Source organism: Pseudomonas laurentiana (assembly GCF_014648275.1).
Taxonomy (GTDB): Bacteria; Pseudomonadota; Gammaproteobacteria; order Pseudomonadales; family Pseudomonadaceae; genus Aquipseudomonas; species Aquipseudomonas laurentiana.
Window position 1 is genome coordinate 99,358 of record NZ_BMQU01000008.1, and the last position, 14,729, is coordinate 114,086.

General features: G+C 60.1%; 15 protein-coding genes. 9 read left to right on the forward strand and 6 right to left on the reverse strand.

All coding sequences use genetic code 11. From position 1 onward, the window contains the following. Positions 1–13: 13 nt before the first annotated feature. The 6 genes from hemA (at position 14) to IE038_RS10365 (ending at position 5,374) form a co-directional block, all read left to right on the forward strand. Positions 14–1,291 (forward strand): glutamyl-tRNA reductase, encoded by a 1,278-nt coding sequence (hemA, locus tag IE038_RS10340; protein WP_163935467.1) that lies wholly within the window; start codon positions 14–16, stop codon positions 1,289–1,291. Further along, a complete protein-coding gene (gene prfA, locus IE038_RS10345) occupies positions 1,288–2,370 on the forward strand; it encodes a peptide chain release factor 1 (protein ID WP_163935470.1) in 1,083 nt (360 codons plus the stop codon). Before hemA ends, prfA begins: the two co-directional genes overlap by 4 nt. Next, entirely contained in the window at positions 2,371–3,201 is an 831-nt protein-coding gene (prmC, locus tag IE038_RS10350; protein WP_163935473.1) for a peptide chain release factor N(5)-glutamine methyltransferase, read from the forward strand. Further along, entirely contained in the window at positions 3,195–3,950 is a 756-nt protein-coding gene (locus IE038_RS10355; protein ID WP_189395566.1) for a molybdopterin-synthase adenylyltransferase MoeB, read from the forward strand. Before prmC ends, IE038_RS10355 begins: the two co-directional genes overlap by 7 nt. Then, positions 3,943–4,740: a glutamate racemase gene (gene murI, locus IE038_RS10360; RefSeq protein ID WP_163935476.1), complete on the forward strand. Its 798-nt coding sequence runs from the start codon at positions 3,943–3,945 to the stop codon at positions 4,738–4,740. Before IE038_RS10355 ends, murI begins: the two co-directional genes overlap by 8 nt. A 115-nt stretch (positions 4,741–4,855) precedes the next feature. After that, complete coding sequence (locus IE038_RS10365; protein WP_163935479.1) at positions 4,856–5,374, forward strand: acyloxyacyl hydrolase; 519 nt, start codon at positions 4,856–4,858, stop codon at positions 5,372–5,374. A 116-nt stretch (positions 5,375–5,490) separates the two neighbouring features. Here IE038_RS10365 and phrB read toward each other — a convergent pair whose 3' ends face one another. The 4 genes from phrB to IE038_RS10385 all read right to left on the reverse strand — a co-directional run bounded on the left by phrB (position 5,491) and on the right by IE038_RS10385 (position 9,883). After that, on the reverse strand, positions 5,491–6,918 hold the full coding sequence (gene phrB, locus IE038_RS10370) for a deoxyribodipyrimidine photo-lyase (protein WP_189395567.1): 1,428 nt from the start codon (positions 6,916–6,918) through the stop codon (positions 5,491–5,493). 29 nt (positions 6,919–6,947) lie between these two features. Next, the gene (locus tag IE038_RS10375) at positions 6,948–7,835 is read right to left on the reverse strand and encodes a MerR family transcriptional regulator (RefSeq protein ID WP_163935482.1); all 888 of its coding nucleotides are present in this window, start codon (positions 7,833–7,835) and stop codon (positions 6,948–6,950) included. Then, positions 7,825–8,793, reverse strand: a complete 969-nt coding sequence (locus IE038_RS10380; protein ID WP_163935484.1) for a YbgA family protein — start codon at positions 8,791–8,793, stop codon at positions 7,825–7,827. The genes IE038_RS10375 and IE038_RS10380 overlap by 11 nt, the downstream gene beginning before the upstream one ends. 103 nt (positions 8,794–8,896) lie before the next feature. Beyond that, positions 8,897–9,883 (reverse strand): NAD(P)/FAD-dependent oxidoreductase, encoded by a 987-nt coding sequence (locus IE038_RS10385; protein ID WP_189395568.1) that lies wholly within the window; start codon positions 9,881–9,883, stop codon positions 8,897–8,899. 186 nt (positions 9,884–10,069) lie between these two features. On the opposite strand from IE038_RS10385, the gene IE038_RS10390 reads away from it, so the two are divergent. Continuing rightward, positions 10,070–10,972, forward strand: a complete 903-nt coding sequence (locus tag IE038_RS10390) for a TIGR01777 family oxidoreductase (protein ID WP_163935487.1) — start codon at positions 10,070–10,072, stop codon at positions 10,970–10,972. A 13-nt stretch (positions 10,973–10,985) separates the two neighbouring features. After that, positions 10,986–11,999 carry a ferrochelatase gene (gene hemH, locus IE038_RS10395; protein WP_163935490.1) on the forward strand — a complete coding sequence of 338 codons (1,014 nt, stop codon included), beginning with the start codon at positions 10,986–10,988 and terminating at the stop codon, positions 11,997–11,999. A 102-nt stretch (positions 12,000–12,101) separates the two neighbouring features. On the opposite strand, the gene IE038_RS10400 is transcribed toward hemH, so the two are convergent. Beyond that, on the reverse strand, positions 12,102–13,367 hold the full coding sequence (locus IE038_RS10400) for a uracil-xanthine permease family protein (RefSeq protein WP_163939080.1): 1,266 nt from the start codon (positions 13,365–13,367) through the stop codon (positions 12,102–12,104). 2 nt (positions 13,368–13,369) lie between these two features. After that, complete coding sequence (gene upp, locus IE038_RS10405; protein WP_163939082.1) at positions 13,370–14,008, reverse strand: uracil phosphoribosyltransferase; 639 nt, start codon at positions 14,006–14,008, stop codon at positions 13,370–13,372. A 163-nt stretch (positions 14,009–14,171) separates the two neighbouring features. Between upp and IE038_RS10410 the strand changes: the two genes are divergently transcribed. Next, positions 14,172–14,729, forward strand: coding sequence for a hypoxanthine-guanine phosphoribosyltransferase (locus IE038_RS10410; protein ID WP_189395569.1), 558 nt, complete (start codon positions 14,172–14,174; stop codon positions 14,727–14,729).

The window sequence follows — 14,729 nt, forward strand, 5'->3', positions numbered from 1 at the left end:
TCAGCGACCTTGAATGGCCTTTCTTGCACTCGGTATCAACCATAAGACTGCCTCGGTAGACGTACGCGAGCGCGTGGCGTTTACGCCCGAGCAGCTGGTCGAAGCCTTGCAGCAGCTCTGTCGACTCACCGCCAGCCGCGAAGCCGCGATCCTCTCGACCTGCAACCGCAGCGAACTTTACATCGAACAGGACCACCTGGCGGCCGACAGCGTATTGCGCTGGCTGGCCGAGTATCACCAGCTCAGCCTCGAAGAGCTGCGTGCCAGTGCCTACGTTCACGAAGATCACGATGCCGTGCGGCACATGATGCGGGTTGCCTCCGGGCTCGACTCGCTGGTGCTGGGCGAGCCGCAGATCCTGGGGCAGATGAAATCGGCGTATGCCGTGGCTCGGGAAGCCGGCACTATCGGCCCGTTGCTGGGGCGGCTGTTCCAGGCCACGTTCAGTGCTGCCAAGCAGGTGCGCACCGATACAGCCATCGGTGAAAACCCGGTGTCGGTGGCGTTTGCCGCCGTCAGCCTGGCCAAGCAGATCTTCAGCGATCTGGGGCGTAGCCAGGCGCTGCTGATCGGTGCCGGTGAGACCATCACCCTGGTGGCCCGTCACCTGCATGAGCAGGGTGTGCGGCGCATTGTCGTGGCGAACCGGACCCTGGAGCGTGCCAGCACGCTGGCCGAGCAGTTCGGTGCCCATGCGGTGCTGCTGGCGGACATTCCCCAGGAGCTGGTGCACAGCGATATCGTGATCAGCTCTACCGCCAGCCAGTTGCCGATCCTGGGCAAGGGGGCGGTAGAAAGCGCATTGAAATTGCGTAAGCACAAACCGATTTTCATGGTGGATATCGCCGTACCGCGGGATATCGAGCCGGAAGTCGGAGAGTTGGACGACGTTTACCTGTACACCGTCGATGACCTGCACGACGTTGTCGCCGAAAACCTCAAGAGTCGCCAAGGCGCCGCCCAGGCAGCTGAAGAGCTGGTCTCGGTTGGCGCCGAAGACTTCATGCTGCGCCTGCGCGAGCTGGCAGCGGTGGATGTGCTCAAGGCCTACCGCCAGCAAGGTGAGCGGCTGCGCGACGAGGAATTGCAAAAGGCCCAGCGCCTGCTGGCCAATGGTGCCAACGCTGAAGAGGTCTTGGCGCAGTTGGCCCGTGGCTTGACCAACAAATTGCTGCATGCGCCAAGCGTGCAGTTGAAAAAGCTCTCTGCCGAAGGCCGCCTCGATGCGCTGGCCATGGCCCAGGAACTCTTTGCCCTCAACGAGGGCTCGACGGATAAACCCCCGCAATGAAAGCGTCGCTGCTCAATAAACTGGATACCCTCCAGGACCGTTTCGAGGAACTGACAGCCCTGTTGGGTGATGCTGAAGTCATTTCCGATCAGACCCGCTTCCGTGCCTATTCCAAGGAGTACGCCGAAGTTGAGCCGGTCGCGGCTGCCTACGCGCAGTGGCGCAAGGTTCAGGACGCGCTTGAAGGTGCCCAGGCGCTGCTCAAGGACAGTGACCCGGATATGCGGGAAATGGCCGTGGAAGAGGTCCGCGAATCCAAGGAGCAATTGGTCGCGCTGGAAAGCCAGTTGCAACGCATGCTGCTGCCCAAGGATCCGAACGATGGGCGTAACGTGTTCCTGGAGATCCGCGCAGGTACGGGGGGCGACGAGGCCGCGATTTTTTCCGGCGACCTGTTCCGCATGTACTCGCGTTATGCCGAGCGACGTGGCTGGCGTTTGGAGATCCTCTCGGAGAACGAGGGCGAGCACGGCGGTTACAAGGAAATCATTGCGCGGGTCGAAGGCGATAACGTCTACGGCAAGCTGAAATTCGAGTCGGGTGCTCACCGCGTACAGCGGGTACCGGAGACCGAGTCCCAGGGGCGTATTCATACTTCGGCGTGCACCGTCGCGGTGTTGCCCGAGCCTGACGAGCAGGTGGCAATCGAGATCAACCCGGCTGATTTGCGGGTCGACACCTACCGCTCTTCCGGGGCGGGTGGTCAGCACGTGAACAAGACCGACTCGGCGATTCGCATCACTCACTTGCCAACCGGTATCGTGGTCGAATGCCAGGAGGAGCGGTCGCAGCACAAGAACCGTGCGCGTGCCATGTCCTGGTTGTCGGCCAAGCTCAACGACATGCAGACCAGCGCGGCACAGAATGCCATTGCCAGTGAGCGTAAGCTGCTGGTCGGTTCGGGCGACCGGTCCGAGCGTATTCGCACCTACAACTATCCACAGGGCCGGGTGACCGATCACCGTATCAACCTGACCCTGTATTCCCTCGATGAAGTCCTGGCGGGTGGGGTCGATGCGGTCATCGAGCCGTTGCTGGCCGAGTATCAGGCTGACCAATTGGCGGCACTGGGTGAGTAAATGACGATTATTGCCAGCCTGCTTCGCGGTGCGGAGCTGCCAGACTCGCCGACGGCGCGTCTGGATATCGAGTTGTTGCTGGCGGCTGCCATTGGCAAGTCGCGCAGTTACCTGCACACCTGGCCTGAGCGCATCGTCACCAGCGAGGCTGCGCAGACCTTTGCCGACTACCTGCAGCGCCGCCGTGCTGGTGAGCCTGTGGCTTACATTCTGGGTCAGCAGGGGTTCTGGAAACTTGATCTGGAAGTGGCGCCTCATACGCTGATCCCTCGTCCGGAGACCGAGCTGCTGGTGGAGGCCGCCCTTGAGTTGCTGCCAGCGCTGCCCGCTCGCGTACTCGACCTCGGCACGGGAACCGGAGCCATTGCGCTGGCACTGGCCAGCGAGCGACCACAGTGGCAGGTGACTGCCGTAGACCGCGTGCTTGATGCTGTAGCGCTGGCTGAACGCAACCGCCAGCGTCTGCAACTGGAGAATGTTCAGGTGCTCAACAGCCATTGGTTCAGCGCGCTGGAAGGCAAGCGTTTTCAACTGATCATCAGTAACCCGCCTTACATCGCTGCTGCAGATCCGCATCTGGTGGCCGGCGACGTGCGGTTCGAGCCGAGCAGCGCGCTGGTTGCCGGCGAAGACGGCCTGGACGACCTGCGCACGATCATCACTCAGGCACCGCGGCACCTGGAACCGGGTGGCTGGTTGCTGCTTGAGCACGGTTACGATCAGGCTGCCGCTGTACGCGAACTGTTGGCCCAGAACGATTTCGAGCAGATCGAGAGCCGCGATGATCTGGCCGGTCATGAACGGATCACCTTGGGGCGTCTGCTGTGCTGAGCGATCAGGAGCTGTTGCGCTACAGCCGGCAGATCCTCCTGGCACAGGTCGATATCGACGGTCAGTTGAAGCTCAAGGGCAGTCGGGCGTTGATCGTCGGCCTGGGTGGCCTTGGCTCTCCGGTCGCGTTGTATCTGGCGGCCGCCGGCGTTGGTGAGCTGCACCTGGCCGACTTTGATACGGTCGATCTGACCAACCTGCAGCGTCAGGTCATGCATGACACCCCATCGATTGGTATGACCAAGGTTGATTCTGCACGGGCGCGCTTGCAGGCGATCAACCCCGAAATTGCCCTGGTGGCGCACCGTACGGCGCTCGACGAAGACTCGTTGGCCGAAGCCGTGCGCGCAGTAGACCTGGTGCTTGATTGCTCGGACAACTTCGGTACCCGCGAGGCGGTCAACCGCGCCTGTGTGGCAGCGGGAAAACCGCTGGTCAGTGGCGCAGCGATTCGCCTGGAAGGGCAATTGTCGGTCTTCGACCCGCGACAGCCACACAGCCCCTGCTACCACTGTCTGTATGGGCATGGCAGTGAGGCTGAGCTGACCTGCAGCGAGGCGGGCGTGATTGGCCCGTTGGTTGGGTTGGTCGGCAGCCTGCAGGCTCTGGAAGCCTTGAAAGTGCTGGCGGGCTTTGGTGAGCCACTGATTGGGCGGTTGTTGTTGATTGATGCGCTGGGCAGCCGTTTCCGCGAGCTGCGTGTGAAGCGCGATCCGGGGTGTGCCGTTTGCGGTGATCGGCATGGCTGATCCGGCAGCACCTGTTGGAGTTTTCGATTCCGGTGTCGGCGGTTTGTCGGTGCTCGCGGAAATTGCGCGTTTACTGCCTCACGAGTCACTGCTGTATGTCGCTGATTGCGGACATATCCCCTATGGGGAGAAGTCGCCGGCGTTTATCCGTCAGCGCTGCCAGATCGTTGCGGAGTTTTTTCGTGCCCAAGGGGCCAAGGCAATGGTGTTGGCCTGTAACACTGCAACAGTCGCGGCGGTGGCCGACCTGCGAGAACGTTACCCTGACTGGCCGATTGTGGGCATGGAGCCTGCTGTCAAACCTGCCGCTGCAGCCACCCGCAGCGGTGTGGTCGGCGTGCTGGCAACGACCGGTACGTTGCAGAGCGCCAAGTTTGCCGCGTTGCTAGACCGCTTCGCCAATGACGTGCGGGTGGTCACTCAGCCGTGCCCTGGCCTGGTCGAATGTATTGAAGCCGGCGATCTAGACAGCTCCTCGTTGCGCCAGTTGCTACAGGGGTATCTGACACCGCTGTTGGCTGCCGGGTGCGATACGCTGATCCTGGGCTGCACGCATTATCCTTTCCTCAAGCCATTGCTCGCCGAGCTTGTGTCGCCCGACATAGCAATCATCGACACTGGCGCTGCGGTGGCTCGGCAATTGCAACGTTTGCTCGGAGAGCGCGGGTTGTTGGCGGAGGGGCCAGCCCGACCTGCGCAGTTCTGGACGAGTGCCAGTCCAGCGCATCTGCTGAAAATCCTGCCTTTGTTGTGGGGCCGGTCTGACAACGTCCACAGTCTTGGTTTGTGAAACGCTGGGGGAGAGCGTTTTTACGATGCGGAACTGACAACTGATGGCAATTTTCTACTACGTTGTCTAATGAAACAGAAAAACTACAAACAGCATTAAGAACAGGACGTTTCTCATGAAGAAACTGCTTTGCTTGGCTGCAACTGCAGCCGTGATTCTGGGGCAATCATTTACAGCACACGCCGCCGATGCGTCGGTCTCCATCGGGCAAACCAGCGATTCAACCATGGTCTATCGCTTCGGTTTACAGTCCAACTGGGATACCAGTTGGTTGCAGAGCAGCGTCGGCCGTGTCACAGGGTACTGGGATGGCGCCTACACCTACTGGGAGGGTCATGACACCGCCAGTAACCATAGCTTGTCGTTTGCACCGGTGTTTGTTTACGAGTTTGCCGGTGAGTCCATCAAGCCTTACGTTGAAGCGGGTATTGGTGTTGCAGCCTTCTCCAGCACCGAACTGGAAAGCAACAAGCTCGGCTCGTCGTTCCAGTTTGAAGACCGTATAGGTTTCGGCCTGCGTTTCGCGGGCGGTCATGAGCTGGGTGTACGTGCCATCCACTACTCCAATGCCGGCCTGACAACGCCCAACGATGGCGTAGAAAGCTACTCGCTGCATTACCGCATGCCGCTCTGATACTCAGGCGTATATTCGGGCAGCGGCCAAAGGCTGCTGCTCCATCGCCTCTGAAGCACACCGTGTCGCGGGCAGTCCAGAGGCGTCGGGCAGATCGCGGTTCAACATCCGTTTGTTTACTGTGGCTTCGAGGGTAAGTCCTTGAACGCACTCAGGGCACGCTGGCGACTGCTGCTCAGATCGACTATCGGGCCCGGATAGTGATGCGTGGCAAATAGCCCGCCTGCAGACGGAGGGGCATGGATGGCCTTGTTGTCCAGGCCCGCTAACTCTGGCAACCAGTGCCGGATAAAGCGCCCCTCACTGTCAAAGCGTTGCGACTGACTGATCGGGTTGAAAATCCGGAAATAGGGCACTGCATCAGTGCCCGTTGATGCGCTCCATTGCCAGCCGCCGTTGTTGGCAGCCAAGTCGCCGTCGATCAGGTGGCGCATGAAAAAACGTTCGCCTTCACGCCAGTCAATCAACAGGTTTTTGGTCAGGAACATGGCCACGACCATGCGCAGGCGGTTATGCATCCAACCGGTGGCCAGTAACTGGCGCATCGCCGCATCGATGATCGGAATACCGGTGCGCCCTTGTTGCCATGCCTCCAGGTCACCAGGCGCGTTGCGCCATGGCACTGCTTCGGTTTCCAGGCGGAAGGCACGATGCCGCGATACCCGTGGATACCCCACCAGAATATGTTTGTAGAACTCGCGCCACAGCAGCTCGTTCACCCAGGTCACGACACCCTTGTTGCCGCTGTCGAACTCCCCCAGATTGTGTGACAGCGCCGCGTGCAGGCATTGGCGTGGGGAGATCACGCCGGCAGCCAGGTAGGTGGACAGCTGGCTGGTGCCTGGTAGTGCCGGAAAGTCGCGTTGATCCTGATAGTCCTCGATAGCGTCATCGACAAAATCATCCAGTCGCCTGTGTGCCTCCTGCTCACCGGCTGGCCAGAGTTCGCGCAGTGATTCTGGAGGGGGGGTAAAACCTGCTACCGACTCAGGGATCGGGTCGCTTGCAATGGCCAAGGCTTGCTGAGGCGCGGGGGTTTCGATCAGGCGAGGCAGGGCCAGGTGCAGACGCTCGTAGCAGGTTTTGCGAAATTGACTGAATACCTGAAAGTAGCCACCGGTCTTGGTCAGTATGCTGCCGGGTTTGAACAGCAACTGATCCAGGTAACTTGCCACCTCTATGCCGACGGCACTCAGTTGGTCACGTACGGCGTCGTCTCGGCGCTGTTCATGAATTCCGTACTCCTCATTCATGTGCAGCGTCTGCACATTGTGCTCCCGGCACAGTTGCAAAAGAACGTGCGGGGCGTCATCCCAGTGTTCGGCCTGACGAACCAGTAATGGAATGTTCAAGGTGGCCAGTGACTGGCTCAGGGTTCGCAGGCTGCGTAGCCAGAAGTCGACTTTGCACGGTGCATCATCATGCGCCAGCCATTGTCCAGGGCTGATCAACCAGACGGCAAGCGTTGGGCCGCGTTTGGCAGCGGCGGCCAGGGCAGTGTTATCGGACACGCGAAGATCGCTACGCAGCCAGATGAGTTGCATACGGGTTCCTTGAGGTTGCAGGGGGTGGGTCATCGTGAGGCGTCTTGCAGTGCTTGCACGACCTCCAGCGGGGTGTCGAGCAGGTGCAGCTGGCGGTTTCTCGCTGCCAGTGCCCGCAGGTCGTCCTGATGAATACTGATTGCACTGCCGCTCAACAAGGCGGGGATCTGGATGGCACTCAGGCTGCGTTCAAGCTGACGGGTATCGACAGCCTTGTTCAGGCACAGCAAAAGTGCCTGTGGTTGCATGCGTTCGATTGCCAGCGCGAGTTCGGCGCAGGGCAGTGGCCAGTCAAATACCTCGACCGTGTACCCGGCACTGCTGAGCAACCAGGCACAAAGCCACAGCTGTGGGTCGAACACCAGGTCTGTGCCATTGATCAGGAGGACTGCCGGGCCACTGAGTTGACGGTTGCTGTGATAAAGGCGAGCGCCGAGTTTGCTGCGCAGCCAGCAGTGGAAGAACACCTGTTCCGTGCGGGCGCCAAACTGGCCTTGCCAGCGCAGTTCCAGTTCGACAAGCAGTGGTAACAGCAGTTGCTCACAGAGTGTTGTCGCGGGATACAGGGCAATTGCCTGATTGAACTGTTGATCCAGACGGCGTTCCGCCAATGCAGCAACGCTATCGATTATTTCCTGGCGCATGACCAGCCAGACACTGTGTTGTTCGCTCTGGGAGGGCGCTGGACGGGTGTCCAACAACGCTTTGATCTGGCTGACCGAGACACCGCGATTGAGCCATTGGACGATCTGTTGAATACGCTGCACATGCTCGGTGCTGTACAGCCGGTGGCCTTTATGGGTGCGTTGAGGGGTAATCAGGCCATAGCGTCGCTCCCACGCGCGCAGCGTGACCGGATTTACTCCAGTCAGGCGCGCGACCTCTCTGATGGGGAGCGGCAACGGGTCAGATGGCATTGCGCAACCCCAGGTTTTCGGGGTGCGGTTGCAGGTAGATCTGGTCTAGCAGGTAAGGGTCTGGGTGCCGGCGCAGATGATGCTTGAGCAAGGTCAATGGCACGACCAGTGGCACGACACCGGCCTGATACTGATCGATCATTTGGCGTATTTCCTGTTTGTCGTCGCTTTCAAGGAAATCACGCAGGTACCCACTCAGGTGCATCAGTACGTTGCCATGGGTGCCGCGATTGGCACAGCGGCTCAATGCCTTCATGAGTTGGCTGAAGTAGCGCGGGCCAATCTCTTCGGCATCATCATTGCGATTCATGCTGCCCAGCAGCTTGCCCAGCACTCTGTACTGTTGAGGGTTGTTGGCCATCAGCAAGTACTTGCAGCGGGCGTGGAAGCTGATCAGCGAATGCCGGCTCAGGCCTTGCGCCAGATGCTTTTGCCATTCGGCATAGACGTAAACGCGGGTGATGAAGTTCTCGCGCAAGGCCGGATCGCACAGGCGACCGTCTTCTTCCACGGGCAAGTCTGGCCGCTCGGCACAAAACGCAGCGGCATAAGCACCGCGTCCACCCTCTGTCGCTGGATAGCCGTTCTCCTGGTACACCTTTACCCGTTCAAGCCCACAGGACGGCGACTTCTGCATGAAGATGTAGCCGCAGATGTCCTGAAGGTCATGGGCCATTTGTCGGCCATAGGCGCTGAGCGGTGCGGCGAGGTCTTGGCTGGGGATGTTGGGGTTGATGACACGAGGCTGCTGGGGATCACCCACCAATCGAATGGCGGCCCGCGGAATGCCAAGGCCAATGGCGACTTCAGGGCACAGTGGAACGAAGTCGAAGTACTGGGTGAGCGTCTCGTTGCACAGCTTCGAGGCCTTGTGGCCGGCGTTGAAGCGTACTTCCTGGCCGGTCAGGCAGGCGCTGATGGCGATTCGGGGTTTGTGCGGCAGCTCGTGAGTATCCATGGCGAGTCCAAAACTTGTACAAGTTAAAATTTATGTACAGATTTGATCATCATAGATAGGGGGCTGTACAAGTCAAATGATTTGTACAGCTTTTTCAGTGGGATCAGTCCAGGTGCTCAAGCAGACGCCGTGCCGCTTCCTGGCCGCTTAGCCAGGCCCCTTCAACCCGACCGGACAGGCACCAATCGCCGCAGGCATAGAGGCCGAGATCAGCGTCAGCCAGAGCCCCCCACTCATGGTTGCTGGAAGGGCGTGCATAGAGCCAGCGATGGGCGAGGGAGAAGCTGGGGGCCGGGACCGCACAGCCGATCAGTTCCGCGAAGTTGCCGAGCAACTGCTCGATCACCGCCTCCTTGGACAGGTCGATGTGCTGTTTGCTCCAGTTCGCAGTGGCGTGTAGCACCCAGGTATCAAAGTGTTCGTCACGCCCTGGCTTGCTGCGATTGCGCGCGAGCCATTCGAGCGCGCCATCTTGTACGAAGCAACCTTGCAGTGGGGTATCCAGCGGGTTTTCAAAACCGAGCGCGATGGCCCACGTGGGGTCCATTTGCACGCTGGCGACTGTAGCTGCGAGTTTTGGGGCCGCGGTCAGGAGCTGGGTTGCCTGAGGTGCGGGCACCGCAATGATGACGCGGCTGAACGGGCCATGGCTGCAACCTTCGGTGTCCTGCAGGTGCCAGTAATGCTTGCCGCGAAACACTTCGGCGATCCGGCAATTGAAGTTGACCGTCGAGTCTTTGAGCAAGGCACGGGTAATGGCGCTCATGCGTGGGACGCCTACCCAGCGAACCTGCTCGTCTGGCGAGGGGGTGAGTTGGCCCGCGTTGTAGTTGTAGAGGTGCGGTTTCCACTCCGCGACCGAGCCGTGAGCCTGCCATTCCTGAACCTGGGCAAGGAAGCGCCGGTCGCGGGCAGTGAAATACTGTGCTCCGAGGTCGAGCGCCCCGGCTTCGCTGCGTTTGCTGGCCATGCGTCCACCGCTGCCTCGGCCTTTGTCGAACAGATGCACGGTTTGCCCGGCCTTTTGCAGGGCCTGGGCAGCGGACAAGCCGGCGATGCCTGCGCCGATGATTGCAATAGGTATGGTCATGATGGCCTCTTTAACCTTTGATACGCAGACTACGCTGTCTGACAAACCTGTACAATGCCTGATCAATGTACAATATTGATCCACTCGTTACAGCCAGGTTCGCCTATGTTTATCCGAGAGCGATCGGTCAAAAAAGTGCCTTGTTCTTAAAAATAGACCAAGCGTGCGCCACATGAGGACACAGTCATGCATATATTGCTGACCGGCGGTACTGGTTTGATTGGCCAACGGCTTTGTCAGTACTGGCTGGCAAAAGGGCATCAGTTGACGGTGTGGAGTCGACGACCTGAGCAGGTGGGTCGTCTTTGTGGGGCAGGGGTGCGAGGCATTGACCGACTTGAAGCGTTCGGTGATCAAACGCTGGATGCAGTGGTCAATCTGGCAGGTGCACCCATTGCCGATCGACCTTGGAGCAGTGCGCGGCGTGCGCTGCTCTGGGGCAGTCGGATCACCCTGACCGAGCAATTGCTGGCCTGGCTCGAGCAGCGGCAGCAGCGACCATCCGTACTGATTTCCGGCTCGGCCGTGGGTTGGTATGGCGATGCAGGCGAGCGCGAAATCACCGAGGCCTCACGGCCCGTCAAGGAAGATTTTGCCAGCCAACTGTGCATCGCCTGGGAGGAGACAGCGCAGCAGGCCGAGGCCTTGGGTATTCGCGTCGTGCTGGTGCGAACCGGTCTGGTGCTGGCCAGTGAGGGCGGTTTTTTGTCGCGCCTGCGACTGCCATTCAAACTCGGACTGGGTGGGCCTATTGGCGATGGGCGGCAGTGGATGCCATGGATTCATATCAACGATGAAATCGCCCTGATTGATTTTCTCTTGCAGCGTAACGACGCCAGCGGTCCCTATAATGCCTGCGCACCAGAGCCTGTGCGTAACCGAGAGTTTGCCAGGCGGCTTGGTCGGGCGCTGCATCGGCCAGCCTTGTTACCCCTTCCGGCACCGGTGCTGAGGTTCGGGCTGGGTGAGTTGTCGACGCTGCTGCTGGGTGGTCAGCGGGCGCGCCCGGTGCGCTTGCTGGCGGCTGGCTTCACTTTTCAATTCAATGATGTGCAATCGGCCCTGGATGAATTGTCCAGTCGCCTCTGAAATAGGACGTTGCATGACCGATCATGCTTTGCTGCTGGTCAACTTGGGTTCGCCGGCTTCCACCGATGTCGCCGATGTGCGCCGTTACCTCAATCAATTCTTGATGGACCCTTATGTCATCGACCTGCCTTGGCCGGTTCGCCGGTTGCTGGTCTCGCTGATCCTGATCAAGCGTCCGGAGCAGTCGGCCCATGCCTATGCATCGATCTGGTGGGATGAGGGCTCGCCGCTGGTGGTCCTGACTCGCCGCCTGCAGCAGGCGATGAGCGAGCAATGGACACACGGCCCGGTTGAAATCGCCATGCGCTATGGTGAGCCTTCTCTGCCGACCGTGCTGGGGCGCCTGGCGGCCCAAGGCGTGCGTAAGGTTACCCTGGCGCCGCTGTACCCCCAGTTCGCCGACAGTACCGTCACCACTGTGGTCGAACAGGCGCGGCAGGTCATTGCGCAGCAGAAGCTGCCGTTTGAATTGGCCGTGCTACAACCGTTCTACGATCAGCCTGAGTACATCGACGCGCTGGTCGCCAGTGCCAAGCCGTACTTGCAGCAGGACTTCGACCACCTGTTGCTGAGTTTCCACGGTTTGCCCGAACGTCACCTGACCAAACTTGACCCTACCGGCAATCATTGCTTCAAGGGCGCCGATTGCTGCCGTACGGCATCACCGCAGGTCCTTGCCGTGTGCTATCGCGCGCAGTGCATCCGCACGGCCGAGTCGTTTGCCCGGGTCATGGGGCTGCCGGAGGGCAAGTGGTCGGTGTCATTCCAGTCGCGACTGGGGCGGGCGAAGTGGATCGAGCCGTACACCGAGGCGCGTCTGGATGAGCTGGCCAAGGCGGGTGTCAAGCGCTTGCTGGTAATGTGCCCGGCGTTCGTGGCCGATTGCATCGAGACCCTGGAAGAGATCGGCGACCGTGGGCGTGAGCAGTTCATCGAGGCGGGGGGCGAAGAATTGGTGCTGGTGCCGTGCCTGAATGATCACCCGGATTGGGTGCCTGCACTCAAGGCGCTCTGCGAAAGGGCGTGAGGCACGCGGGAGCCTGGATCGCCAGCAAGGCCTGCCCCTACAGTGTGTGAGCACGTGGTGTGCGTGTAGGGGTCGACCTGGTCGCTGGCGGGTGTCAGGGGGTTAGTCGTCCAGCGCCTTGTTCTTCCAGCTGTCGTTGCCGGGCAGTAACAGGTTCAGACCGATGGCAACCACGGCGCACAGGGCAATGCCTTTGAGGCCCCAATCGTTCGGGCCGGTGCCGCTACCAATCAATACACCGCCGATACCGAACACCAGTGTCACTGAAACGATCACCAGATTGCGCGCTTCGCTCAGGTCGATCTTGTGCCGGATCATGGTGTTCATCCCCACCGCGGCAATGGAACCGAACAGCAGGCAGAGGATACCGCCCATCACGGGTACCGGGATGCTCTGTAGCAGCGCACCGAACTTGCCGATGAAGGCCAGGCCAATGGCGAAAATAGCCGCCCAGGTCATGATCTTCGGGTTGTAGTTCTTGGTCAGCATCACCGCGCCGGTGACTTCGGCATAGGTGGTGTTGGGCGGGCCGCCAAACAGGCCAGCCGTGGTGGTGGCGATGCCGTCGCCCAGCAGGGTGCGGTGCAGGCCTGGGGTTTTCAGGTAGTCACGACCGGTCACACTGCCTACCGCGATCACCCCGCCGATATGCTCGATCGCAGGCGCCAGCGCCACGGGAACGATAAACAGGATGGCTTGCCAGTTGAACGCGGGGGCGGTGAAGTGTGGCAGTGCCAGCCACGGTGCCGCTGCGATCTTGGCGGTGTCGACCACGCCAAACACGAAGGCGAGGGCGAAGCCCACCAGCACGCCGGCAATGATCGGTACCAGGCGGAAGATCCCTTTTCCGAACACGGCGACGATCAGGGTGGTCAGCAGCGCAGGCATGGAGATCAGCATTGCCGTGCCGTAGGGAATCAACTCGGTACCGTCACCGGCCTTGCCCATTGCCATGTTGGCGGCAATCGGCGCCATGGCCAGGCCGATCGAAATGATCACCGGACCAATCACTACCGGTGGCAGCAGGCGGTCGATAAAGCCGGTGCCCTTGATCTTTACGGCCAGGCCAAGGAAGGTATAGACGAAGCCGGCAGCCATTACGCCGCCCATGGTTTCGGCCAGGCCGAACTGGCCCTTGGCGAGGATGATCGGGGTAATGAAAGCGAAGCTGGAGGCCAGGAATACAGGAACCTGGCGACCCGTGACCACCTGGAACAGCAGAGTCCCCAGGCCCGCAGTAAACAGTGCCACGTTCGGGTCGAGGCCGGTGATCAGTGGCATCAGGACCAGTGCGCCAAAGGCGACGAAGAGCATTTGTGCGCCTGAGACGACCTGACGCCAAAGCGGGTCGTTGAACTCATCCTGCATGTTCAGGCGTCCTTCTGCTTGGTACCGAAGATCTTGTCTCCGGCATCGCCCAAGCCTGGGATGATGTAGCCGTCTTCATTGAGGCGCTCGTCGATCGACGCGGTGTAGATCTGTACGTCGGGGTGGGCCTTCTCGACGGCCGCGATCCCTTCGGGGGCCGCAACCAGCACCATGGCGCGGATGTCCTTGCAGCCGGCTTTTTTCAGCAGGTCAATGGTTGCAACCATCGAGCCGCCGGTGGCCAGCATCGGGTCGATGATCATCGCCAGGCGTTCGTCGATTTCCGGTACGAGCTTTTCAAGGTAGGTGTGCGCTTCGAGGGTTTCCTCGTTGCGGGCGACACCAACGGCGCTGACCTTGGCGCCAGGGATCAGGCTGAGCACACCATCGAGCATGCCAATGCCAGCACGCAGGATCGGTACGACGGTGATCTTCTTGCCAGCAATTTTCTCGACCTGGACAGTGCCGCACCAGCCTTCGATGTCGTAGTTTTCCAAGGGCAGGTCCTTGGTCGCTTCGTAGGTCAGGAGCGCGCCGACTTCCTGAGCGAGCTCGCGAAAATTCTTCGTGCTGATATCGGCACGGCGCATCAGGCCGAGCTTGTGGCGGATCAGCGGATGGCGGATCTCACGGGTAGGCATAGGAAAAGGCTCCGGGGGGCGGGCAAAAAAACCGCGCTAGATTAATCTATTCGCCTCAGGTGTCCTATAGGCTAACTGGACGTTAGTCCAGAAATGCTTGATCTGACGTCCGTGGGTGCGTACCTTTGCCCGCTTTTCTCAATTGCCGCCCCTGGAGAGCGCCATGTCCGCTGATCTCGAGCACATCCGTCAAGTCATGCGCGAGGCTGACTGCCTGTACACCGAAGCTGAAGTCGAAGCAGCGATTGCCCGTGTGGGAACGCAGATCTGCGCTGAGCTGGCCGATAGCAATCCAGTCGTGTTCTGTGTCATGAACGGCGGCCTGATTTTCGCTGGCAAGTTGCTGACGCACCTGAACTTCCCATTGGAGGCGTCTTACCTGCACGCCACGCGCTACCGTAACCAGACCAGTGGTGGCGATCTGTTCTGGAAAGCCAAGCCAGAAGTTTCATTCATTGATCGCGACGTGCTGATCATTGACGACATCCTCGATGAGGGGCACACCCTCAGCGCAATCATCGACTTCTGCAAGCATGCCGGTGCGCGCACCGTGCATACTGCTGTATTGATCGACAAAGACCATGACCGCAAAGCCAGCCCTGACCTGAAGGCTGATTATGTCGGTCTGGGCTGTGTTGACCGTTACATTTTCGGTTACGGTATGGACTACAAAGGTTACTGGCGCAACGCTGCCGGTATTTACGCCGTCAAGGGGCTCTAA

Excerpts from the sequence above, each read along its gene's own strand:
- hemA (WP_163935467.1), top strand. The coding sequence starts at position 14 with ATGGCCTTTCTTGCACTCGGTATCAACCATAAGACTGCCTCGGTAGAC.
- prfA (WP_163935470.1), top strand. The coding sequence starts at position 1,288 with ATGAAAGCGTCGCTGCTCAATAAACTGGATACCCTCCAGGACCGTTTC.
- prmC (WP_163935473.1), top strand. The coding sequence starts at position 2,371 with ATGACGATTATTGCCAGCCTGCTTCGCGGTGCGGAGCTGCCAGACTCG.
- murI (WP_163935476.1), top strand. The coding sequence starts at position 3,943 with ATGGCTGATCCGGCAGCACCTGTTGGAGTTTTCGATTCCGGTGTCGGC.
- IE038_RS10365 (WP_163935479.1), top strand. The coding sequence starts at position 4,856 with ATGAAGAAACTGCTTTGCTTGGCTGCAACTGCAGCCGTGATTCTGGGG.
- phrB (WP_189395567.1), bottom strand. The coding sequence starts at position 6,918 with ATGCAACTCATCTGGCTGCGTAGCGATCTTCGCGTGTCCGATAACACT.
- IE038_RS10375 (WP_163935482.1), bottom strand. The coding sequence starts at position 7,835 with ATGCCATCTGACCCGTTGCCGCTCCCCATCAGAGAGGTCGCGCGCCTG.
- IE038_RS10380 (WP_163935484.1), bottom strand. The coding sequence starts at position 8,793 with ATGGATACTCACGAGCTGCCGCACAAACCCCGAATCGCCATCAGCGCC.
- IE038_RS10385 (WP_189395568.1), bottom strand. The coding sequence starts at position 9,883 with ATGACCATACCTATTGCAATCATCGGCGCAGGCATCGCCGGCTTGTCC.
- IE038_RS10390 (WP_163935487.1), top strand. The coding sequence starts at position 10,070 with ATGCATATATTGCTGACCGGCGGTACTGGTTTGATTGGCCAACGGCTT.
- hemH (WP_163935490.1), top strand. The coding sequence starts at position 10,986 with ATGACCGATCATGCTTTGCTGCTGGTCAACTTGGGTTCGCCGGCTTCC.
- IE038_RS10400 (WP_163939080.1), bottom strand. The coding sequence starts at position 13,367 with ATGCAGGATGAGTTCAACGACCCGCTTTGGCGTCAGGTCGTCTCAGGC.
- upp (WP_163939082.1), bottom strand. The coding sequence starts at position 14,008 with ATGCCTACCCGTGAGATCCGCCATCCGCTGATCCGCCACAAGCTCGGC.
- IE038_RS10410 (WP_189395569.1), top strand. The coding sequence starts at position 14,172 with ATGTCCGCTGATCTCGAGCACATCCGTCAAGTCATGCGCGAGGCTGAC.